Source organism: Paraburkholderia sejongensis (assembly GCF_020880815.1).
GTDB classification, from domain to species: Bacteria; Pseudomonadota; Gammaproteobacteria; order Burkholderiales; family Burkholderiaceae; genus Paraburkholderia; species Paraburkholderia sejongensis.
Map to the genome: position 1 here is coordinate 55,553 of NZ_JAJITD010000009.1, position 15,322 is coordinate 70,874.

Here is a 15,322-nt window from a genome sequence, read left to right on the forward strand (position 1 = left end):
CCGCGCTCTTGATCGGCTAGTTGAGCGCGCATTCTTCCAGCCATTTCAATCAGGACTTCCGAGGAACCGAGTCATGAACAGCACCCGGATCGCCGTGGCCGGCGCCGGTTACATCGGCCGCGCGCATATGGCGGTCGCACAAGGCAGCGACACCTGCACGCTGGCGGCGATCGTCGATCCGTCGCCGGCGGCCGTCGCGATCGCCAACGAAGCGCGCGTGCCGCTGTACCGCACGCTCGACGAACTGCTCGAACGCGACCGCCCGGACGGCGTGATCCTCGCGACGCCGAATCAGCTGCACGTCGAACACGCGTCGCGCTGCCTCGCGGCGCGGGTGCCGACGCTGCTCGAAAAGCCGATCGCGCCGAGCGTCGACGAAGCCGAACTGCTGGTGGCCGAAGCACGGCGCAGCGGCGTGCCGCTGCTGATCGGCCATCACCGCGCGCATAGCCCGATCATGGCGCGCGCGCGTCAGCTGATCGACGAAGGCCGGCTCGGCAAGCTGGTCGCGGTGATGGGCAGCGCGGTGTTCTTCAAGCCCGACGAATACTTCGCCGACGCCGACTGGCGGCGCCAGCCGGGCGGCGGTCCGATCCTGCTGAACATGATTCACGAGGTGCACAACCTGCGCATGCTGTGCGGCGAGATCGTCGCCGTGCAGGCGATCGCATCGCACGCGACGCGCGGCTTCGCGGTCGAGGACACGGTCGCGATCAATCTGCGTTTCGCCAGCGGCGCGCTCGGCAGCTTCATGCTGTCCGACACGGCCGCGAGCGCGCGCAGCTGGGAGCAGACCGCGCGCGAAAACCACGCGTATCCGACCTACCCGGACGAAGACTGCTACGTGATCGCCGGCACCTTCGGCTCGCTCGCGGTGCCGACGATGCGCCTGAAAACCTACGCGAACGCCGCCGACCGCTCATGGTGGAAACCGTTCGACGTCAGCGTCGCCGACATGACCCGCGACGATCCGCTCAAGCGCCAGATCGAACATTTCGTGCGGGTGATCCACGGCGAGGAGCCGCCGCTCGTCAGCGCCGAGGACGGTCTGCGCAATCTGCGCATTACCGAGGCGATCGTCGAGGCCGCCCGCACCGGCACGCTGGTCGATACGACGCTAACGGCCGAGGCGACGCTAAACTAGCGGGCGACGCACGTCATCTCGATAGCTCCGAACCATTTACCAGGGTACTCAATGAAAACCTTCGTCATGCTGCACGGCATCAACCACAACATGTTCGGCAAGCGCGATCCCGCGCAATACGGGACCATCACGCTCGCCGAAATCGACGACCGCCTGCGCGCGCTCGGCGACGAACTCGGCGTGCGGGTCGAGAGCTTTCAGACCAATAACGAAGGCGAAATGTGCGAGCGCATCCATCAGGCGTTCACCGACAACGCGGCCGGCGTGCTGATCAACGCGGGCGCGTGGACCCACTACAGCTACGGGATTCGCGACGCGCTGGCGATCCTGACGGTGCCGGTCGTCGAGATTCATATGTCGAACATTCACGCGCGCGAGGCGTTCCGGCATCAGTCGGTGTTCGCTGAGATCGTCAAAGGACAGATTTGCGGGTTCGGGGTGGACAGCTATCTGCTCGGCTTGCGCGCGGCGGTGTCGGCGGCCGCGGCCTGATTCGATAATGCGGTAACAACAGCGGCAACAAACAGCGGCAACAGCCAAGCGCGCCGCGCCCGCGGCGCGCTTTCAACCGCTTCGCCTTTCAACCGCTTCGCGCGCTGGCGCTCTCGCGTTCAGCGCCACGCTTCGGTCAGCTCGTTCGCCAGCACCATCTTCTGCCGCACGACTTCGACGAAACCCGCCTCGATACCCGGCTGCGATTTGAGGAATTTCAACGCGGCCGAATGCACCGCGCGCAACGCGCCGCCGTCGATGCCGGTCATCCGCGCCGCGCCGCGCCGCGTTTCTTCCAGCAGATCGCGCGCGCTGCCGAACTCCGGCGTGAGCCCGCACTGTGCAGCGAACTCAGCGCGCAGTCCCGCCGCATACTCGCGCGAGTTGCCGAGCCGGTCCATATCGACCAGCAGATCGACGCCCTCGCCCATCCGCAACGCGCACAGAATCCACAACGCAATGAACGCGCGATACGCGTTGTCGCTGTCCACCGTGCGCGCGTACTGCTCGCAGCCGAGCGCATACGCGTCCTCGGTCGTCGGCGCGAGCGGCGGCAAGCGCACGCCGCACACGCCGAGCGCTTCCCGCACCAGCGGGTCGGTCTGATTCAGGCCGAGCACGCGAAACGGCGCGGCGACGAAAAACGCATTGCTCCACTGCTGCCGCAATTGCCAGCCCGACGCGAACTGCGAGGCCGGGTTGCGCAACACGCCGACGTGCAGCGCATCCGCGAACGCGCGCTTCAGCCACGGCAAGCGCCCGCCGGTACGGCAAAACTTGAACACCGGCACCCGCTGCCGCGCCGCCGTGTGCTCGCACAGCGCGCGCAGATAGCGCTGCAACGCGGGGAAAGTCGCATCGGGCTCGCGCGTGAAACGGTCGATGCTGAAGCGCCGGTCGTAGCCGGCCACGCCGCGCGCGCCGTCGCGCAGAAACGGCCGGTATTCGTCGAAGTACGGCGCGGCGAGCGGCGGATGGCCGGAGGTCAGCGTAGGCCGCGACGCAGCCACGTCGGCGAGATTCAGGTCGGCGAGCACGTTGCTGAGCGGCTCGTAAAAACCGGCCGCGCGCTCGAGTTCGCGCAGCCGCGACCACACCCACGTGCCCGCGCTGCGCCAGCCGGTATGCAGAAAAACCGCCTGTTTCAGCGGGGAACCGGGACTCGCGGCGGGCGTGGACGGCGCGGCCGACGGCTGATGAGGCAACGACATAGGTATCTTCTTTCAATGATCGCGACGATCGCGAGGTTGGAACCCGCGCGGCGCCGTTCCGGCGCCGGGCCCGCGCAAAACCGGCAGCACGAGCGGAAACGCACACAGAAACGCACGCGGAAACACAAGCGGAAGCGTCACTTTACCCCGCTGCCACGCGCGACGCATTATGCTGCGAAACTCCATCCTCGTGCGCACGCCGCCCTTGCCCCTATGAACGACTCGGCCGATCTGCGCTTCCTGCTCACGCTGCGCGCCAGCGACAGCCTGCTCGCCGCCGCGCGCAAGCTCGCGCTGTCGCCGTCGGCGGTCACGCAGCGCTTGCAGCAACTGGAAAAGAAACTCGGCACGCAGCTCGTCAATCGCAGCGCGCGCCGCCTGCAATTCACCGACGAAGGTCTGCTGCTATGCGAGCGCGGCGCCGCGCTGATCGAGCAGTTCGACGCGCTGTTCGACGACCTGCAAACGCGCCGCGGCGGCCTCGTCGGCACGCTGAAGATCAATGCGCCGCTCGGTTTCGGGCGCCGCCATCTGGCGCCGCTGATCGGCCAGTTCCAGCAGCGCAATCCCGACATCGACGTCGCGCTCACGCTATCGGACCGGCCGCTGACCGATACGCCCGATCGTTTCGATATCGTCGTCCATATCGGCGAGCTGCCGCTGTCGAACCTCGTCGGCTATACGATCGCGCCGAACGCGCGCTTCGTGTGCGCGGCGCCGTCGCTGGTCGAACGGTTCGGACTGCCCGACTCGCCCGACGCGTTGAGCGCGCTGCCGTGCATCGTGCTGCGCGAGAACAACGAGGACGTGTCGCTGTGGCAGTTCAGCAAGGGCCGCACGCGCCGCAGCGTGCGGGTCGCCGCGCATCTGAGCTGCAACGACGGCGACGTGATCCGCCAATGGGCCTGTGAAGGACGCGGCGTGATCCTGCGCTCCGAATGGGACGTCGCCGACGATCTGGCGAGCGGCAAACTCGTGCGCCTGCTGCCGGGATGGAAAGCGCCGGACGCGAACGTGATCGCGCTGACTCACCGCCGTACCGGATTGCCCGCGCGCACGCGTCATTTCATGCGGTATCTGCAAAGCTGCTTCAAGCCGGCGCCGCCGTGGCGGCGATGATTCAGTCCAACTGAATCTATCAATCGATCCGACTGAACGGCGGACAGGCAACGGACTTCTATAATCGGAGCATCGTCAACAGCCGGCCAATGCGCAATCATGCCTTCCTCCGCCCCTGCCGCCCTTTCGCACGCCCCTTCGCCCGCCCCTTCGCCCGCCACCGTTGGTACCGCGTATCCGGACGCGGTGCTGTTCGACCTCCTCACCGCGCTGCTCGACTCATGGACCGCGTGGAACCACGCCGCCGGCTCCGAAAGCGCGGGCCGCGCGTGGCGCGCCGCGTATCTGCGTCTGACCTACGGCTGCGGCCGCTACGTGCCGTACGAACAACTGGTGCGTGAAGCCGCCGCTGAAGTCGGCCTGCCCGAAGCCGCCGCGCACGCACTCGAAGCGAACTGGCTGAACCTGTCACCGTGGCCGGGCGCGCTCGACGCGTTGCGCGCACTCGCTCCGCACTGCAAGCTCGCGGTCGTCACCAACTGTTCGACGCGGCTCGGCACGCAGGCGGCCGAACTGCTGCCGGTCCGCTGGGATGCGATCGTCACGGCCGAACAGGCCGGCGTCTACAAACCGGACCCGCAGCCGTACCGCGCCGCGCTGGAACAGCTCGGCGTCGCGCCGCAACGCGCGGCTTTCGTCGCCGGTTCAAGCTACGACATGTTCGGCACCGCGGCGGTCGGCTTGCGAACCTACTGGCACAACCATATCGGCCTGCCGCTCGTCGCCGGCGCCCCGGCGCCCGAGATCGAGGCGCGCTCGCTCGACGGCCTCGTGCCGTGGCTCGCACGCTTCGGCGCAACGCGTACAGTTCAATCCTGACAACACTTCGCCTTCCTGGTACCAGCATGAAACTCGAACAGATCGACACCCCGGCTGCGCTGATCGACATCGCGCGGATGCAGAAGAACATCGCGCGCATGCAGGCGCGGATGAACACACTCGGCGTCGCATTCCGCCCGCACGTAAAGACCACCAAATCGATCGATGTGGTGCGCGCGCAGCTCGCCGCCGGCGCGCGCGGCATCACCGTATCGACTCTGAAGGAAGCCGAAGCATTTTTCGCGGCCGGCGTCACCGACATCCTGTACGCGGTCGGCATCGTGCCGTCGAAGCTGCCGCGCGCGCTCGCGCTGCGCCGTCAGGGCTGCGATCTGAAACTGGTGGTCGACAATCCGACCGCCGCGGCGGCGCTCGCCGCGTTCGGCGACCAGCACGGCGAACGCTTCGAAGCGTGGATCGAAATCGATACCGACGGCCATCGTTCCGGCATCCAGCCCGAACAGCAGACTCTGCTCGACGTCGGCCGGATCCTGCACGAGAACGGCGTGACGGTCGGCGGCGTGATGACTCATGCGGGGTCGAGCTACGAATTGAACACGCCCGACGCGCTCGCGGCGCTGGCCGAACAGGAACGCGCGGGCTGCGTGCGCGCGGCTGAACGGCTGCGCGCGGCGGGCATCGCGTGCCCGGCGGTCAGCGTCGGCTCAACCCCGACCGCGCTCGCCGCGCGGGATCTGCAAGGCGTGACCGAAGTGCGGGCCGGCGTCTACGTACTGTTCGATCTGGTGATGCGCAATGTCGGCGTATGCGCGCTCGACGACATCGCGCTCAGCGTGCTGACGACCGTGATCGGTCATCAGGAAGACAAGGGCTGGGCGATTCTCGACGCGGGCTGGATGGCGCTGAGCCGCGATCGCGGCACGTCGCGGCAAAGCCATGATTTCGGCTACGGACAGCCGTGTTTGCTGAACGGCACGCTGTTGCCGGGCTACGTGGTGAGCGGCGCGAATCAGGAGCACGGGATTCTCGCGGCGGTCGCCGACGGCGAGCCCGCCGGCGATATCGCGCAGCGCTTTCCGATCGGCATGAAGCTGCGCATCCTGCCGAATCACGCATGCGCGACCGGCGCGCAATTTCCCGAGTATCACGCGGTGGCCGCCGATGGCAGCAGCACCGAATGGCCGCGGTTTTACGGCTGGTAAACCGCTGCGCGATCAACCCGGCGCGGGCGGCGCGGCATAACCTTTACGCCGTCCCCTGTTCACTCGTCCTCTTCCGACAACCCGGCCAGCAGATCGTCGACCGCGCGATACACGCGCTCGACGATCTCCGGTCCGACCTTGCGCTCGAGCTCGCGGTAATGCGCCTCGAGATCCTTCGAAATCACCCGCACCAGCTCGATGCTGGTGTCCGTCAGCGACACCAGCACGCGGCGCTGATCTTCGGCGAAACGCTCCTTCGTCACCAGTTCCATCGCCTCCATCCGCGCGAGCACACCGGCCATGCTCGGGCTCGAAATCGTGCAGATATCGGAGATCTGACGCGGCTCCATCGGGCCGTGCTCGTTCAGCGCGCGGATCACCCGCCATTGCTGCTCGGTGAGTCCATGCGCGGTGATCAGCGGACGGAAACGCTCCATCATTTTTTCGCGTGCGCGCAGCAGCAGCATGGGCAGATTACGGTGCAAAACTCGGGTAGACGCAGCGGACATATCGGCAAGAAAAGTGGAAGCGAACGTCGATTAAGGGAAAACCCGTGATTGATCGACAGCCTATTGACCGTGAATCATATCAAGCGCAATACTACTAACATATTAGTGTTTTCGCCGGATTCATCTCGCCACGAGGCCGCCCGTCCATGTTTGTCCTTGCCGATCATCTATTGCATCCCGAAGGCGATCCATTGCCGCGCGACGTGGACGCGAACGCCGCGGCCGCGCTGCTGGCGAGCGGCGTTGCGTGCCGCGCGCCCGTCACCGGCGCCGTGTACGGCACGCTGTTGAACGACCGTGCGGCGCTCGCCGCGTTGGGCGACGCGGTCAACGCGCCGCCGTACAAGGCGCCGCCGCAAGCGCCGGTGCTGTATCTGAAGCCGCGCAATACGCTGGCCGGACACCGCGCGCAAGTGGTCGTGCCGGATGACGCGTTCGGCGTCGAAGTCGGCGCGTCGCTCGGCATCGTGATCGGCCGCACCGCGTCGCGCGTCGACGTTGCGCAGGCGGCGGGCTATATCGCCGGCTATACGCTGCTCGCCGATCTGAGCGTGCCGCATACGAACGTATATCGCCCGAACGTGCGGCTGCGGGCGCGCGACGGCTTCTGCGTGATCGGCCCCGCCCTCGTCGCCGCGCGCCACGTCGCGACGCCGGATGCGTTGGACATTCGCGTGGCGCTGAACGGCGCCGCAAGTTTTAGCGGCAGCACCGCATCTTCCGTGCGCAACGTCGCGCAGTTGCTGGCCGACGTCACCGACTTCATGACGCTCAGTGCCGGCGACGTGCTGACGCTCGGCGTGCGCCACGGCTCGCCGGTCGCGCATATCGGCGACAACGCGAGCCTGTCGATCGGCAATCTGCCGCCGCTCAGCATCACGTTCATCGGCGCAAGCCAAACCAACACTCGAACCAACACTGAAACCAACGGAGAACCGTCATGATGCGCGGCCGCGTTGCCTATGCGGGAGCGATCCACGAAGCGACTCCTCACGAACACGGCGTGCGTCTCGCCGACGGCCGCGTGCGCCGCGAAGACGAAGTGGTCTGGCTCGCGCCGCTCGAAACCGGCACGATCTTCGCGCTCGGTCTGAACTACGCGGAGCACGCGAAGGAATTGCAGTTCGGCAAACAGGAAGAACCGCTGGTGTTCATGAAGGGACCGGGCACGGTAATCGGTCATCGCGGCTTCACGCGCCGCCCCCTTGACGTCACCTTCATGCACTACGAGTGCGAGCTGGCGGTCGTGATCGGCCGCGGCGCACGCAACGTCACGCGCGACACCGCGATGCAGCACGTGGCCGGCTACATGATCGCGAACGACTACGCGATTCGCGATTATCTCGAGAACTACTACCGCCCGAATTTGCGCGTGAAAAACCGCGACGGCGGCACGGTGCTGGGACCGTGGTTCGTCGACGCGGCCGACATCGCCGACGTGAACCAGCTCGAATTGCGCACCTTCGTGAACGGCACGCTGCAGCAGCGCGGCAACACGCGCGACCTCGTCACCGACATCCCCGCGCTGATCGAATATCTGAGCAGCTTCATGACGCTCGCACCCGGCGACGTGATCCTGACCGGCACGCCCGAAGGGACCGTCAACGTCGATGCGGGCGACGAAGTCGTCTGCGAAATCGACGGCCTCGGCCGTCTCGTCAACACGATCGCATCGGACGCGGACTTCGGTCGCGCCTGATTAAAAGGACCACGCTGACAGGACCACGCTCACAGGACTACGCTCACAGCACCACGCGAGCGCATACGCAAAGGACAACGCAATGCCGATCGACCATCTGATCAACGGCGAGGCACGTGCCTCGAACGAGTACTTCGAAACCGTCAACCCGGCCACTCAGGAAGTGCTCGGCGAGGTCGCGCGCGGCGGCGAGAAGGAAGTGGACGAAGCCGTGCAGGCGGCGAAGCAGGCCTTTCCCGCGTGGGCGGCCAAACCCGCCGCCGAACGCGCGAAGCTGACCCGCAAACTCGGCGAGCTGATTACGAAGCATGTGCCGGAAATTTCGGAAACCGAAACGAAGGACACCGGCCAGACCATCTCGCAGACGCGCAAGCAACTGGTGCCGCGCGCGGCGGACAACTTCAGCTACTTCGCCGAGATGTGCACGCGCGTGGACGGCCACACCTACCCGACCGATTCGCACCTGAACTACACGCTGTTTCATCCGGTCGGCGTGTGCGCGCTGATCTCGCCGTGGAACGTGCCGTTCATGACGGCGACGTGGAAGGTCGCGCCCTGCCTCGCATTCGGCAACACCGCGGTGCTGAAGATGAGCGAGCTGTCGCCGCTGACCGCGTCGATGCTCGGTCGGCTCGCGCTCGAAGCGGGCATTCCGGCCGGCGTGCTGAACGTCGTGCACGGCTACGGCAAGGAAACCGGCGAGCCGCTGGTCGCGCATCGCGACGTGCACGCGGTGTCGTTCACCGGCTCGACCGCGACCGGCAACCGCATCGTGCAGAGCGCCGGGCTGAAAAAGTTTTCGATGGAACTGGGCGGCAAGTCGCCGTTCGTGATTTTCGACGACGCCGACTTCGAACGCGCGCTCGACGCCGCGGTGTTCATGATCTTCTCGAACAACGGCGAACGCTGCACCGCCGGCTCGCGCATCCTCGTGCAGCGCTCCATTTACACGCGTTTCGCCGAGCGTTTCATCGAACGCGCGAAGCGGTTGACGGTCGGCGATCCGCTCGCCGACAGCACGATCGTCGGCCCGATGATCAGCCAGGGGCACCTCGCCAAAGTGCGCGGCTATATCGAACTGGGCCCGAAGGAAGGCGCGACGCTCGCGTGCGGCGGCCTCGACCTGCCGGATCTGCCCGACGCGATGTGCAAAGGCAACTTCGTCGCGCCGACGGTGTTCGTCGACGTCGACAACCGGATGCGCATCGCGCAGGAAGAAATCTTCGGGCCGGTCGCGTGCCTGATTCCGTTCGACGACGAAGCCGACGCGATCCGGCTGGCCAACGATATCTCGTACGGCCTGTCGAGCTATATCTGGACCGAGAGCACCGGCCGCGCGCTGCGGGTGGCCGCCGCCGTCGAAGCGGGAATGTGCTTCGTCAACAGCCAGAACGTGCGCGATCTGCGCCAGCCGTTCGGCGGTACCAAGGCATCGGGCGTCGGGCGCGAAGGCGGTACCTGGAGCTACGAAGTATTCCTCGAACCGAAGAACGTGTGCGTGTCGCTCGGCTCGCATCATATTCCGCGCTGGGGCGTGTAAAACCGGCGAGCCGCCGGATCGACAGAGGAGACGCGCCATGGGCAGACTCGCGTTAGCAGCAAAAGTGACTCACGTACCGTCGTTGTATCTGTCGGAACTCGACGGTCCGCATAAAGGCTGCCGTCAGAGCGCGATCGACGGCCACCACGAAATCGGCCGGCGCTGCCGCGAACTCGGCGTCGATACGATCGTCGTGTTCGACGTGCACTGGCTCGTGAACAGCGAATACCACATCAATTGCGCGCCGCATTTCGAAGGCGTGTACACCAGCAACGAGCTGCCGCATTTCATCAACAACATGCCGTACGCGTACCCCGGCAACGTCGGCCTCGGCGAGCTGATCGCCGAGGTCGCGAACGAAATGGGCGTAAAAAGCCGCGCGCACAGCAAGACCACGCTCGAACTCGAATACGGCACGCTGGTGCCGATGCGCTACATGAATAGCGACCAGCATTTCAAGGCCGTTTCGGTAGCCGGCTGGTGCATGTGGCACGACCTCGAAACCAGTGCGCGCTTCGGCCTCGCGGTACGCAAGGCGATCGAGGAACGCTACGACGGCACCGTCGCGATCCTCGCGAGCGGCTCGCTCAGCCATCACTTCGCGAACAACGGCACCGCCGAGCAATACATGCACACGGTGTGGAGTCCATTGCTGGAACAGATGGACCGCAGTGTGGTCCGCATGTGGGAAAGCGGCGACTGGAAAACCTTCTGCGAAATGCTGCCGCTCTACAACGAGAAATGCTGGGGCGAAGGCGGCATGCACGACACCGCGATGCTACTCGGCGCGCTCGGCTGGGACCGCTACGACGGCAAGGTCGAAGTCGTCACCCCTTATTTCGGCAGTTCCGGCACCGGCCAGATCAATGCGATCTTCCCGGTCACACCGCTGCCCGCCTGATTACGGAGCACACCCTTATGCCGCACCTGACACTCGAATACAGCGCGAATCTCGCGGACGCCGAACGAATCGGCGCACTGTGCAGCGAACTCGCGCAATGCATCGACGCACAACGCGACAACGGCGAACGCGTGTTCCCGCTCGGCGGGATCCGCGTGCGCGCGCTGCGCTGCGAGCAGTACTGCATCGCCGACGGCCGCCCCGATGCCGCGTTTATGCACGCGAACTTCAAGATCGGCGCGGGCCGCTCCGATGCGGTGAAGAAGGCCGCCGGCGATGCGCTGTTCGCGGTGCTCAAGCAGCGCTTCGCAGTGGAGTTCGAACGCCGGGGTCTCGCGCTGTCGCTGGAAATCAACGAGTTCAGCGAAGCGGGCAGCTGGAAACACAACAACCTGCATGCGCGCCTGAAAGGCTGAGTACTCATCATGCTAGACGAACAGATCATCCGCGAACTCGCCGCGCAACTCGACCATGCCGAGAAGACCCGCACGCAGCTGCGCCATTTTTCCGCGCAGTATCCGCAGATGACCGTGCAGGACGGTTATGCGATCCAACGCGAGTGGGTCAGGCTGAAGCTCGCCGAAGGCCATGTGATCAAGGGCAGAAAGATCGGCCTGACCTCGCGCGCGATGCAGCGCTCGTCGCAGATCGACGAACCGGACTACGCGCCGCTGCTCGACAGCATGTTTATCGACAACGGCCAGGACATCCGCGCCGATCGTTTCATCGCGCCGCGCGTCGAAGTGGAACTCGCGTTCGTGCTGGCGAGGCCGCTCAAAGGCCCCGGCGTCATGCTGTTCGACGTGCTCGACGCGACCGCTTACGTGACCCCGGCGGTGGAAATCATCGATGCGCGCATCGAGCAGTTCGATCGCGACACCCGCGCGCCGCGCAAGGTCTACGACACGATCTCCGACTTCGCCGCGAACGCCGGCGTGGTGCTCGGCGGCCGGCCGGTGCGGCCGCTCGACGTCGATCTGCGCTGGGTCGGCGCGCTGCTGTACAGGAACGGCGCGGTCGAGGAAAGCGGGCTGGCGGCGGCGGTGCTCAATCATCCGGCCACCGGCGTCGCGTGGCTCGCGAACAAGATTGCTCCGTACGACGAAATGTTGAACGCGCACGACGTGATCCTGAGCGGCTCGTTCACCAGCCCGATCCCCGCGCGCGCCGGCGATACGTTCCACGTCGACTATGGGCCGCTCGGCGGCATCGGTTTGAACTTCATCTGAGCGACTCGATATGTCCGTGCCGCATAACCCGTTCAAACGCGCGCTCGCCGAAGGCAAGCCGCAATTCGGCCTGTGGGCCGCGCTCGCCGACGCGTACGTGACCGAGCTGCTGGCGACCGCCGGCTTCGACTGGCTGCTGATCGACAACGAGCACGCGCCGAACGACGTACGCAGCACGCTCGCGCAATTGCAGGCGGTGGCCGCGTATCCGTCGCATCCGGTCGTGCGGCCGGTGCGCAGCGACGCCGCGCTGATCAAGCAACTGCTCGATATCGGCGCACAGACGCTGCTGCTGCCGATGATCGACACCGCCGCGCAAGCGGCCGACGCGGTCGCGGCGACCCGCTATCCGCCGCACGGAATTCGCGGTGTGGGCAGCGCGCTCGCACGCGCGTCGCGCTGGAATCGCGTGCCCGACTATCTGACTGGCGCCGCGTCGCAGTTGTGCGTGATCGTGCAGGCCGAGACCGTGCAGAGCCTCGACAACCTCGCGCAGATCGCGCGCGTCGACGGCGTCGACGCGGTGTTTTTCGGGCCGTCGGATCTGAGCGCGTCGATGGGTTTGCTCGGCAAACCGGGCGACGCGCGGGTGCGCGACGCGATTCGCGGCGGCATCGCGACGGTGCGCGACGCGGGCAAGGCGGCCGGCGTGCTCGCGCCCGACCCGGCGCTCGCGCGCGAGTATCTGGCGGCCGGCGCGAGCTTCGTCGCGGTCGGCACCGATACCGGTCTGCTGAGCCGCGCGGCCGCGGATCTGGCCGCGTCGTTCAAGGACACGCCGGCGAGCGCCGCGCCGGTCAACGGCGGTTACTAGACCGCACTACAAGCCTTTACTGCTCCCCTACTCCCGCGCCGGCCACGGCAAACCGCGCGCCGACCAGTCCAGCTCGACACCGACCACGCAGCGCTCGGTGCCGAGCTGCTCGGCCAGTGTCACCGCGATACAAGGCCGCCCGCTCGCGAGCGAAAGATAAGGATTACTGGTAACTGGCTCGCCGGGCAACAGCACCGCGTTGCGAAAATACGGCCGATGATCCCAACGCGCGTCGCGCGGATTCGCGACCGGCTGCAACGACGCCGTATCCTTGCACCATGCGGGCCCCCGCACTTCGTGGCCGAGCTGGCGGCCGCTGCCGTCGAGAATGAAGCAGCTGATGCAGCGCGCGAAGGCCGCGAGCGTCGCGAACGCGGCGTCCATCGCGGCGCCCGCGCGTAATTCGGTGGCCGCGCGCCGCAGTTCCAGCCGGTACGGTTCCACTTCCGATTCGAACAATGCGTGCTGATGCGCGCGGCCCTGCGCGATTACGTCGAACGCGTCGTCGATGCGCCGGTGCACCGACTCCGGCGGCGCGATCTCGCGCGCGGGCCGGCCGAGCAGATAACCCTGCGCGAAATCCACATTCGATTCGACCGCCAGAATCAGTTCCGCTTCGGTCTCCACGCCCTCGACCACCACCAGCATCCCCGCCTGATGCAGCAGCGACACGAGCTTGGGCAGGATCGGCCGCTGCGTGCCGTGGCTGGTCGCGCGGATCAGTTCGCCGTCGAGCTTCACGAGGTCCGGACGGATTCGCAGCAGCCGGTCGAGGTTCGACTGGCCCGCGCCGAAATCGTCGACCGCGATCAGGAAACCGTGCTGACGATAGCGCCCGGCCGCGCGCGACATCTCGGCGACGCTGCCGCCGTGCGATTCGAGAATCTCCAGGACTACGCGTTCGGGCTCGAGTCCGGCGCCGCGCACGATTTGCGTCAACCGGTCCGCATAGCCGTCGGCAATGAAGGTGGCCGGCAGGATGTTCAGGAACAGCCACGCATCGGCGGGCAGCGCGCGGCGCGCGTTGTCCAGATGCACCGCATGGCTCGCGCGGTCGAGCGCGCCTTCGTCGCTGGCCGGCTGCGGCGCGAATAGCGTCGCCGGCGGCACCAGCGAGCCGTCGTCGCGCTCGCCGCGCAACAGCGCCTCGAAGCCGACCTGCTTCTGATGCGACAGGCTGTATAGCGGCTGGAAATGCGAGATCAACGCGAAGTCGTTCCACAGGTGGCGAGGGGCCACGGCAGTCCCAGCGGCCTCAGCGGCCTCAGCGGCCTCAGCGGTCTCAACGGCCTCAGACGCCTCAGCGGCAGCGGAAGCTCGGGCAGTCCCCGCCGCCGCATCGACCAGGGCAGTCCCAACCGCTTCACCGCCCGGCCCGCCGGATACGCGGCCGCCGCCCTCATGCGGCACACGCACCGCACCCGCCGCATCAACCGGCACCGCGCCTTCCGCGCAAACCCGGTTACGCCCCGACTGCTTGGCGCGCAGCAGCGCCTCGTCCGCGCGATCGAGCAGTCCCATGAAGCTCTCGCCGGGACGATGCTCGGCGACCCCGAAGCTCGCGCTCAGCAAACCGTCCGGGCGTTCGATGCCGGCGATCCCGGCGCGCACCCGCTCCGCGATCCGCAGCGCGCCGGCAAGGTCGGCATCGAGCAGCAGCGCGAACTCCTCGCCGCCGATCCGGCTTACGCTCTGCCCCGCGCCGACTTCGTCCATCAGCACCTGCGCGACCCGGAATAGCGCATGGTCGCCGACCGCATGACCGAAGCGGTCGTTCAGCGACTTGAAATTATCGATGTCGAGAAAGATCGCGCTGAGTGGCCCGCCCGGCGCCGGCGCGGCGAGCCGTTCCTCCGCGCGCTTGACGAACGCGCGGCGGTTTTGCAGACCGGTCAGCGGATCGGTGGCGGCGAGCTGCGCGAGCTGGCTTTCCAGCAGAAAATGCGCGCGGCGAAACCGGTAGAAGCCGAAATGGAACACCGCGGAGGCCGGCGCGCCGACCGCGACGACCCAGGTCCACACCGCCGCGTCGACCTCGGGAGTTCGCTGGATGCCGAGCAGCAGACCGATCACGCATGCATAGAACAGCACGCTGCCCGTGATGAAATGCGCGGGCGTGAGCCACAGCGGCCCCGCGCAGATCGGGATCACGACCAGCGCGGGCAGCAGCCACAGCAACGGCTGCGCGACGCCGCCCGCATTGAGCACCACCCCGCCGGTCAACACCAGCAGATAAGCGACGCCGAGCGCGCCGAACGCGAACGGCGAGCGCGCGCGCGGCAGCGCCAGCACCAGCAGCGCGAGCACCAGCGCGCACAGCAGCCGGTAGGCGAGCGGCGCGGCCGGCCCGGAAACCTGGGTGCGCGCGGCCACCATGCACAGGAACGCGATCACCGTGAAGGCCATCGTCACGATCGAGACCGGCCTCTGGTGATCGAGCGAGCGCTGGTGAAAGCGCTCGCGCAAACCGGGCTCGGGGGGCTGCATGGAGATGGCAGACATAAAGGGCGATCAGGCTGGGTTCCGGTTGCTCCGCCAGTGGTTATCGGCAAACATCCGACAAAAGTTAATCGCGCGGATGCCCGGCGGCCACGTGACCCCGCGGCCGCCGCCCGCGTGCACGCCGCCGCTTGCACCGCGAGCGCGCATTCCCGAGTCGATTTGAATCGAACGGCATTGCCC

General features: G+C 66.8%; 15 protein-coding genes. 12 read left to right on the top strand and 3 right to left on the bottom strand.

The annotated features are described in order from the left end of the window. The first annotated feature begins 73 nt into the window (after positions 1-73). Both LJ656_RS18630 and aroQ read left to right on the top strand, forming a co-directional pair. The gene (locus LJ656_RS18630) at positions 74-1,144 is read left to right on the top strand and encodes a Gfo/Idh/MocA family protein (protein ID WP_230510851.1); all 1,071 of its coding nucleotides are present in this window, start codon (positions 74-76) and stop codon (positions 1,142-1,144) included. 51 nt (positions 1,145-1,195) lie between these two features. Beyond that, complete coding sequence (gene aroQ / locus LJ656_RS18635; RefSeq protein WP_230510852.1) at positions 1,196-1,636, top strand: type II 3-dehydroquinate dehydratase; 441 nt, start codon at positions 1,196-1,198, stop codon at positions 1,634-1,636. Between the two features lie 119 nt (positions 1,637-1,755). On the opposite strand, the gene LJ656_RS18640 is transcribed toward aroQ, so the two are convergent. Then, complete coding sequence (locus LJ656_RS18640; protein ID WP_230510853.1) at positions 1,756-2,847, bottom strand: hypothetical protein; 1,092 nt, start codon at positions 2,845-2,847, stop codon at positions 1,756-1,758. A gap of 213 nt (positions 2,848-3,060) precedes the next feature. Here LJ656_RS18640 and LJ656_RS18645 point away from each other — a divergent pair, with 213 nt between their 5' ends. From LJ656_RS18645 to LJ656_RS18655, 3 genes are all read left to right on the top strand, one after another. Further along, complete coding sequence (locus LJ656_RS18645; protein WP_230510854.1) at positions 3,061-3,966, top strand: LysR substrate-binding domain-containing protein; 906 nt, start codon at positions 3,061-3,063, stop codon at positions 3,964-3,966. 99 nt (positions 3,967-4,065) lie between these two features. Continuing rightward, the gene (locus LJ656_RS18650; RefSeq protein WP_230510855.1) at positions 4,066-4,785 is read left to right on the top strand and encodes an HAD family hydrolase; all 720 of its coding nucleotides are present in this window, start codon (positions 4,066-4,068) and stop codon (positions 4,783-4,785) included. Between the two features lie 26 nt (positions 4,786-4,811). Then, positions 4,812-5,948, top strand: coding sequence for a DSD1 family PLP-dependent enzyme (locus LJ656_RS18655; RefSeq protein ID WP_230510856.1), 1,137 nt, complete (start codon positions 4,812-4,814; stop codon positions 5,946-5,948). Positions 5,949-6,007: 59 nt separating this feature from the next. Here LJ656_RS18655 and hpaR read toward each other — a convergent pair whose 3' ends face one another. Continuing rightward, positions 6,008-6,415, bottom strand: a complete 408-nt coding sequence (hpaR, locus tag LJ656_RS18660; protein WP_230510857.1) for a homoprotocatechuate degradation operon regulator HpaR — start codon at positions 6,413-6,415, stop codon at positions 6,008-6,010. A gap of 188 nt (positions 6,416-6,603) precedes the next feature. On the opposite strand from hpaR, the gene LJ656_RS18665 reads away from it, so the two are divergent. From LJ656_RS18665 to hpaI, 7 genes are all read left to right on the top strand, one after another. Further along, a complete protein-coding gene (locus LJ656_RS18665) occupies positions 6,604-7,401 on the top strand; it encodes a fumarylacetoacetate hydrolase family protein (protein ID WP_230510858.1) in 798 nt (265 codons plus the stop codon). Beyond that, the gene (locus tag LJ656_RS18670) at positions 7,398-8,156 is read left to right on the top strand and encodes a fumarylacetoacetate hydrolase family protein (RefSeq protein WP_230510859.1); all 759 of its coding nucleotides are present in this window, start codon (positions 7,398-7,400) and stop codon (positions 8,154-8,156) included. The genes LJ656_RS18665 and LJ656_RS18670 overlap by 4 nt, the downstream gene beginning before the upstream one ends. 82 nt (positions 8,157-8,238) lie before the next feature. Continuing rightward, positions 8,239-9,696 (top strand): 5-carboxymethyl-2-hydroxymuconate semialdehyde dehydrogenase, encoded by a 1,458-nt coding sequence (hpaE, locus tag LJ656_RS18675; RefSeq protein WP_230510860.1) that lies wholly within the window; start codon positions 8,239-8,241, stop codon positions 9,694-9,696. A gap of 37 nt (positions 9,697-9,733) precedes the next feature. Continuing rightward, positions 9,734-10,597 carry a 3,4-dihydroxyphenylacetate 2,3-dioxygenase gene (gene hpaD, locus LJ656_RS18680; protein ID WP_230510861.1) on the top strand — a complete coding sequence of 288 codons (864 nt, stop codon included), beginning with the start codon at positions 9,734-9,736 and terminating at the stop codon, positions 10,595-10,597. Between the two features lie 17 nt (positions 10,598-10,614). After that, positions 10,615-11,013: a 5-carboxymethyl-2-hydroxymuconate Delta-isomerase gene (locus LJ656_RS18685; protein WP_230510862.1), complete on the top strand. Its 399-nt coding sequence runs from the start codon at positions 10,615-10,617 to the stop codon at positions 11,011-11,013. A 9-nt stretch (positions 11,014-11,022) separates the two neighbouring features. Beyond that, entirely contained in the window at positions 11,023-11,826 is an 804-nt protein-coding gene (gene hpaH, locus LJ656_RS18690) for a 2-oxo-hept-4-ene-1,7-dioate hydratase (protein ID WP_230510863.1), read from the top strand. A gap of 10 nt (positions 11,827-11,836) precedes the next feature. Next, the gene (gene hpaI, locus LJ656_RS18695; protein ID WP_230510864.1) at positions 11,837-12,640 is read left to right on the top strand and encodes a 4-hydroxy-2-oxoheptanedioate aldolase; all 804 of its coding nucleotides are present in this window, start codon (positions 11,837-11,839) and stop codon (positions 12,638-12,640) included. A gap of 27 nt (positions 12,641-12,667) precedes the next feature. Here hpaI and LJ656_RS18700 read toward each other — a convergent pair whose 3' ends face one another. After that, entirely contained in the window at positions 12,668-15,142 is a 2,475-nt protein-coding gene (locus tag LJ656_RS18700) for a bifunctional diguanylate cyclase/phosphodiesterase (protein WP_230510865.1), read from the bottom strand. Between the last annotated feature and the right edge of the window lie 180 nt (positions 15,143-15,322).

Excerpts from the sequence above, each read along its gene's own strand:
- LJ656_RS18655 (WP_230510856.1), top strand. The coding sequence starts at position 4,812 with ATGAAACTCGAACAGATCGACACCCCGGCTGCGCTGATCGACATCGCG.
- LJ656_RS18630 (WP_230510851.1), top strand. The coding sequence starts at position 74 with ATGAACAGCACCCGGATCGCCGTGGCCGGCGCCGGTTACATCGGCCGC.
- hpaE (WP_230510860.1), top strand. The coding sequence starts at position 8,239 with ATGCCGATCGACCATCTGATCAACGGCGAGGCACGTGCCTCGAACGAG.
- LJ656_RS18640 (WP_230510853.1), bottom strand. The coding sequence starts at position 2,847 with ATGTCGTTGCCTCATCAGCCGTCGGCCGCGCCGTCCACGCCCGCCGCG.
- hpaI (WP_230510864.1), top strand. The coding sequence starts at position 11,837 with ATGTCCGTGCCGCATAACCCGTTCAAACGCGCGCTCGCCGAAGGCAAG.
- LJ656_RS18665 (WP_230510858.1), top strand. The coding sequence starts at position 6,604 with ATGTTTGTCCTTGCCGATCATCTATTGCATCCCGAAGGCGATCCATTG.
- hpaH (WP_230510863.1), top strand. The coding sequence starts at position 11,023 with ATGCTAGACGAACAGATCATCCGCGAACTCGCCGCGCAACTCGACCAT.
- LJ656_RS18670 (WP_230510859.1), top strand. The coding sequence starts at position 7,398 with ATGATGCGCGGCCGCGTTGCCTATGCGGGAGCGATCCACGAAGCGACT.
- LJ656_RS18645 (WP_230510854.1), top strand. The coding sequence starts at position 3,061 with ATGAACGACTCGGCCGATCTGCGCTTCCTGCTCACGCTGCGCGCCAGC.
- LJ656_RS18650 (WP_230510855.1), top strand. The coding sequence starts at position 4,066 with ATGCCTTCCTCCGCCCCTGCCGCCCTTTCGCACGCCCCTTCGCCCGCC.
- LJ656_RS18685 (WP_230510862.1), top strand. The coding sequence starts at position 10,615 with ATGCCGCACCTGACACTCGAATACAGCGCGAATCTCGCGGACGCCGAA.
- aroQ (WP_230510852.1), top strand. The coding sequence starts at position 1,196 with ATGAAAACCTTCGTCATGCTGCACGGCATCAACCACAACATGTTCGGC.
- hpaR (WP_230510857.1), bottom strand. The coding sequence starts at position 6,415 with ATGCTGCTGCTGCGCGCACGCGAAAAAATGATGGAGCGTTTCCGTCCG.
- LJ656_RS18700 (WP_230510865.1), bottom strand. The coding sequence starts at position 15,142 with ATGTCTGCCATCTCCATGCAGCCCCCCGAGCCCGGTTTGCGCGAGCGC.
- hpaD (WP_230510861.1), top strand. The coding sequence starts at position 9,734 with ATGGGCAGACTCGCGTTAGCAGCAAAAGTGACTCACGTACCGTCGTTG.